5 protein-coding genes are annotated in these 5973 nt (G+C 66.5%); 4 read left to right on the top strand and 1 reads right to left on the bottom strand.

The annotated features are described in order from the left end of the window. The first annotated feature begins 218 nt into the window (after positions 1-218). Both WAO18_RS03840 and WAO18_RS03835 read left to right on the top strand, forming a co-directional pair. Complete coding sequence (locus tag WAO18_RS03840) at positions 219-518, top strand: GlsB/YeaQ/YmgE family stress response membrane protein (protein ID WP_422204035.1); 300 nt, start codon at positions 219-221, stop codon at positions 516-518. A gap of 48 nt (positions 519-566) precedes the next feature. Continuing rightward, positions 567-1592 (top strand): zinc-binding alcohol dehydrogenase family protein, encoded by a 1026-nt coding sequence (locus WAO18_RS03835; RefSeq protein WP_422204034.1) that lies wholly within the window; start codon positions 567-569, stop codon positions 1590-1592. A 7-nt stretch (positions 1593-1599) separates the two neighbouring features. On the opposite strand, the gene WAO18_RS03830 is transcribed toward WAO18_RS03835, so the two are convergent. Continuing rightward, positions 1600-2364, bottom strand: coding sequence for a CPBP family intramembrane glutamic endopeptidase (locus WAO18_RS03830; RefSeq protein WP_422204032.1), 765 nt, complete (start codon positions 2362-2364; stop codon positions 1600-1602). 67 nt (positions 2365-2431) lie between these two features. On the opposite strand from WAO18_RS03830, the gene WAO18_RS03825 reads away from it, so the two are divergent. Beyond that, positions 2432-4858 (top strand): CoA transferase, encoded by a 2427-nt coding sequence (locus WAO18_RS03825; protein WP_422204031.1) that lies wholly within the window; start codon positions 2432-2434, stop codon positions 4856-4858. Positions 4859-4891: 33 nt separating this feature from the next. Further along, positions 4892-5973: thiolase C-terminal domain-containing protein (locus WAO18_RS03820; protein ID WP_422204029.1), on the top strand; the 1082-nt coding region annotated here is incomplete at its 3' end.

Genomic DNA, 5973 nt, shown 5'->3' with positions numbered 1-5973 from the left:
CACCCGGACAGCCCGCCGGCGGCAACGCCGCGCCGCCTGCTCCGGGCACGGTGTCTACCTAGCCTTGCTCGGCGCTGCTCTGCGGGCCCCTCTCGGCCCTGGTCACGGGTTGAGAAAGGTTCATCGTGAACGTGTCCGACGATCCGTTCACCTGATTACGCTGAACTGATCAGCGCAACGGTCCCGCAGCGGGTTACCGCGACAGCAAGGAGATCCCAATGGATGTCATGGCAGCTACTGAAATCCTGGCGCGCTCGACAACGACTACGAGCGTCGGTCTGATCGGCTACATCATCATCGGCGGTCTGGCCGGCTGGATCGGCAGCAAAATCGTCAAGGGCGGCGGGTCGGGAATCCTGGTGGACATCGTGATTGGCGTCGTCGGAGCGTTGATCGGCGGCTTCATCTTGAGCTTCTTCGTCAACACAGCGGGTGGCGGTCTCATCTTCACCTTCTTGACCGCGCTGCTCGGCTCGGTGATTCTGCTGTGGATCGTCGGCATGGTGCGAAGGTCCTAACCGGCGCTAACCCGTTGCGGCCGTAGCGATTAGCGACGTGCTGTATCGATGACCTCGACGTCTCGCGAGACCATGAATGCGTGGCAGGTGCGCAGGCCCGGTCCGATGAGCACCGAACCGCTGGAATATGTCAGCACACCGGTGCCACGGCCCAGCCCGTCCGAACTTCTGGTCGCCGTGCGCGCCTGCGGGGTGTGCCGCACCGATCTGCACGTCACCGAAGGCGACCTTCCCGTGCACCGCGCGAATGTGACACCGGGGCACGAGGTGGTCGGCGAGGTGCTCGAGGTTGGCGCCGACGCGGGTGACGAGTTCAGCGTCGGCGACCGGGTTGGGATCGCCTGGCTACGACATACCTGCGGCGTTTGCACATACTGCCGCCGCGGCGACGAGAACTTGTGTCCGAATTCCCGATACACCGGTTGGGACGCCGACGGAGGCTACGCTGAATTCGCAACAGTCCCTGCGGCTTTCGCCCATCGTCTGCCGAGCGGATACAGCGACAGTGAGCTGGCGCCGCTGCTGTGCGCCGGCATTATCGGCTACCGGGCGCTGCAGCGCGCGGCGCTTCCGCCCGGTGGTCGGCTGGGGCTGTACGGGTTTGGCGGCAGCGCGCACCTCACCGCGCAGGTCGCGCTGGCCCAGGGTGCCGAGGTGCATGTGATGACGCGCGGCTTGGCGGCCCAAGAACTGGCTGTGGCGTTGGGTGCGGCGTCGGCTCAAGGAGCCGACGATCCGCCGCCGGTAAGTCTCGACGCCGCGATCCTGTTCGCGCCGGTCGGCGATCTGGTGCTACCGGCGTTGGAGGCGCTCGATCGCGGCGGGACGCTGGCGATCGCCGGAATCCACCTCAGCGACATACCCGCACTGAACTACCAGCGCCATCTGTTCCAGGAACGCCAGATTCGCTCGGTCACGTCTAACACCCGCACCGACGCGCGCGCCTTCCTCGACTTCGTCGGCGAACACCACGTCACCGTCACCACCCCGGAATATCCACTGGATCAAGCGAATCGGGCGCTGTCGGATCTCAGCGCCGGCCGCATCGCCGGGGCGGCGGTCCTACTGGTCTAGCAACGGATCAGCCGGACAGGTGCCACACCAGCGCGGCAGCCAGCGCACCCGCCCCGTTCAGCGACCAATGCAACGCGATCGGTGCGAGCAGACTGCCGCTGCGTCGCCGGAGCCAGCTGAACACGAAACCGGCGGCCGCGGTTGCAACCACCGCCAGCACCACGCCGGCCAGCATGCCGACGACTCCGCCGCCGAACAGCCGGGTGAAGCCGACATTGCTACTCGTCAGACCCAGCGACGTGGCGACGTGCCACAGTCCGAAAAACAGCGAACCGGCGACCGCGACACCGCGGAACCCCCACGCCCGGTTCAACGCGCCGTGCAGTACGCCACGGAATGCCAGCTCCTCTGGAATGACCGTTTGCAGCGGAATGACGAGCATCGAGGCGACCAGCGCACCGGAGACCGTGGCGTAGCGGTTGTTCATGAACATCGGACGTGTCCAGGGCAGCAGAGCGCCGACCGCGATCACCGAGACGACCAGCGCCACGGCGCCGACCGCGTACGCGGCACCGGATCTCCAGTGATCGCGCCCCAGCCCGAGTTCGGCCCAGCCCAGGCCATTGATTCGCAACCAGGCGACCAGTGCGATCGCCACAGCCGGGACCGTCACGACACCTGCCCATGGCGTGGTGAAGTGCGCCACGAGGTTCGCCAACGCCAGCACCACCACGACGACTGCGACGTCGACCTGGACGCGGAAGTGGTGCAACGCCGAGAGCTGCGCGAGCACGGGGTGCGGTTGCACCGCAGCGCTCTGGTCGCCGGACATCTCACCAGGCTACCGGCGGGACCGAGGCAGGCGACCCGAGTTGACACCTGCCAACTACGCTGGCCTGGTGCCCGACGACGCTGAGGTGCCCAATAACGAAGGGCTATTGGCGTCGCTGCGGGTACTCGACCTTTGCGACGACAGCGGTGACGCGGTGACCCGGCTGCTGGCCGACTTGGGCGCCGACGTCCTGAAGGTGGAGCCACCGGGCGGCAGTCCGTCCCGCAGCAAGCGGCCGACGCTGTGCGGTACCGGCGTGCGGTTCGCACTGCACAACGCGAACAAGCGCAGCACGGTGCTCGATCCATCTGACCCACAAGACCGCGAGCGGTTGATTGAGTTGGCCGGCGGCGCTGACATTGTGGTCGACAGCGGAATCCCCGGTCAGGCCGCGGCGTACGGGACCTCGTGTGAAGACCTGGCCGATCGCTTCCCTGCGCTGGTGGCCATGTCGGTGACCGACTTCGGCAGGACCGGGCCGCGGGCTTCGTGGCGGGCAACCGATCCGGTGCTCTACGCACTGTCGGGGTCGTTGTCGCGGTCCGGTCCCACCACCGGCACGCCGGTATCACCGCCGGACGGTATCGCCTCGGCGACGGCCGCTGTTCTGGCGGCATGGGCCGCGCTGGTCGCGTACTACAACCGGTTACGTTGTGGGACAGGCGATTACATTGACTTTTCCCGGTTAGACGCTGTTGTGATGGCGCTTGACCCCGCGTTCGGAGCGCACGGCCAGGCCGCTGCGGGCATCCGCCGGCCGGATCAGTGGCGCGGACGCCCGAGAAACCAGGACGCCTACCCGATCTACCCGTGTCAGGACGGCTTCGTGCGGTTGTGTGTGATGTCGCCACGACAGTGGCGCGGACTGCGGCACTGGCTGGGGGAGCCCGAGGATTTTCAGGATCCCAAGTTCGAAGTGATCGCCGCGCGGTTCGCGGCCTGGCCGCAGATCGGCCTGCTGGTGCAGCGTCTGTTCGCCGGGCAGACGATGAAAGACCTGGTTTCGGCCGGCCAGTCGCACGGCGTACCGATCTCTGCCGTACTGAATCCCACGCAGATATTGGCGTCCGACCATTTGCAGGCGGTCGGCGCCGTCGCCGACACCGAGTTGCTCCCTGGCGTGCGGAGCGTCATTCCGACCGGTTACTACGCCGTCGACGGCCGTCACGTTGGTTTTCGCACGCCCGCCCCCTCCGCCGGTCACGACCACGCTGGCTGGCTCGCCGAGCCGGCAACGATTGCAGCGCCCGGCAAGTCCGGCCCGCGTCCGTTCGACGGGCTGCGCATCATCGACCTCGGCATCATCGTCGCCGGTGGCGAGCTCAGCCGGCTGTTCGGTGATCTGGGTGCCGAAGTCATCAAGGTCGAAAGCGCGGACTATCCGGACGGATTGCGGCAGGCTCGGATTGGCGAGGCGATGAGTGAGTCATTCGCCTGGACACATCGCAACAATCTGGCGTTCGGTGTCGATCTTCGCGACGACGCCGGCAAGCAGGTATTCAGTCGGCTGGTCGCGGACGCTGACGCGGTCTTTGCCAACTTCAAACCCGGAACACTTGCCGCCCTTGGCTTTCCGTACGACACTCTGCACGCGCTGAATCAGCGCGTGGTACTGGCCGAAAGCAGTGCCTTCGGCGACAACGGGCCGTGGAGCAACCGGATGGGGTACGGCCCGCTGGTCCGCGCCACCGCCGGCGTAAGCAAGCTGTGGACAGATCAACATCCCCAACCGGATCAAGCCGACGACTCCCGACACCGGTTCTACGACGCCACAACGGTTTTCCCGGACCACGTGGTGGGGCGGATCACGGCGATCGGGGCGCTGGCCGCGCTGATCCATCGCGATCGGACCGGTGCCGGGGCCCGCGTGCATGTCTCGCAAGCCGAGGCGGTCGTCAATCAACTCGATGCCCGGTATGTCACCGACGCGGCGCGTGCCGATGGCCACGCCGTGTTGGACGACGACGCGAGCGTTCATGAGGTTTTCCCGTGCGCGGGCGATGACGAATGGTGTGTCGTCTCGATCCGCACCGACGCCGACTGGGTTTCGGCCAGTGCGGTTTTCGGACGGCCTGAGCTAGCCGAGGATGCTCGGTTCGCAACCGGCGAGGCACGACTGGCGCACCGGGCTGAGCTGCTCGAGCAGGTGTCGGCGTGGACCCGCGGCCGGGCCCCGTCACAGGTCGCCGAGGCGTTGCAGTCGATCGGCGTCCCGGCCGGTCAGATGAACCGCCCGCCCGATGTCCTCGAAGACCCGCAGCTGCGCGAGCGAAAGCTGTTCAGCGACATGGCGCATCCGCTGTTCGACCATTCGCTGCCGGCCGAGACCGGCCCGGCGCCGTTTCGGCATATCCCGTCAGCGCCGCAACGGCCGGCGCCCCTGCCCGGTCAGGACACCCGTGAAATCTGCCAGAAGATCCTCGGGATGAGCAGTGAAGAAACCGAGCGACTGATCAGCGCTCGCGTGCTGTTCGCATCCACAGACACCGCCTAGCACTCGCCCGGCGACAACCCGGAAGGTTCTTTGATGCCCGTCAACCCCAGAACACCGGTGCTGGTCGGCTATGGCCAGGTGAACTACCGCGAGGCAGTCGCGCCCGAGAGCACCCCGGAGCCGGTCGATTTGATGGCGTCGGCCGCGCGCGAAGCCGCCGATGCGCGGGTGCTCGAGGCCGTCGACTCCCTCCGGGTGGTCAACCTGTTGTCGGTTCATTACCGCGACCCCGCGCTGCTGCTCGGCCAACGGATCGGCGCCCACAGTTTCACCACGCGCTACAGCGGTATCGGCGGCAACTTGCCGCAGACGTTGGTCAACCGGGTCTGCGTGGACATCCAACAAGGGCGCGCGAACGTCGTATTGGTGGCCGGCGCGGAGATGTGGCGCACCAGAACACAGTTCCGTGCCAACGGCCAACGGCTCGGCCATACCGAGCAGGACGACTCGATTCCGCTGCCGGAAGGCAGCGACGAGAACGTGCCGATGGCCGGCGCGGCCGAAGATCGCATCGGCCTGGACCGGCCGGCTTACATCTATCCGATGTTCGAGCAGGCGTTGCGGATCAGCACGGGCGAGCCGGTCGACGAGCACCGCAAACGCATCGGCGGATTGTGGGCCCGGTTCAACGAGGTGGCGGTGCGCAATTCAAATGCCTGGATTCGTAAACCTGTTGCAGCCGAAGATATTTGGCAGGATGGACCAAAGAATCGGATGGTCAGCTGGCCGTACACAAAGCTGATGAACTCCAACAACATGGTCGACCAGTCCGCCGCGTTGATCCTGACCTCGGTGGAGGCGGCGACCCGCCTGGGCATCCATTCCGATCGTTGGGTGTATCCGTATGCGGGCACCGACGCGCACGACACCTACGCGATCAGTGAGCGCGACGAACTGCACCGGTCGCCGGCGATCCGCATCGGCGGTGCGCGGGCGCTGGAGCTGGCCGGCCTGGGCATCGACGACATGGACCACGTCGATCTGTACTCCTGTTTTCCATCCGCAGTGCAGGTTGCCGCGACCGAACTCGGGCTGCCGATCGACGACCCGGCACGGCCGCTGACCGTGACCGGTGGTCTAACCTTCGCCGGCGGGCCGTGGAGCAACTACGTGGC

Source organism: Mycobacterium sp., from assembly GCF_049278535.1.
Lineage (GTDB): Bacteria > Actinomycetota > Actinomycetes > Mycobacteriales > Mycobacteriaceae > Mycobacterium.
The sequence above is the reverse complement of the archived record's forward strand: the minus strand, read 5'-3'. Positions and strand labels throughout refer to the sequence as shown.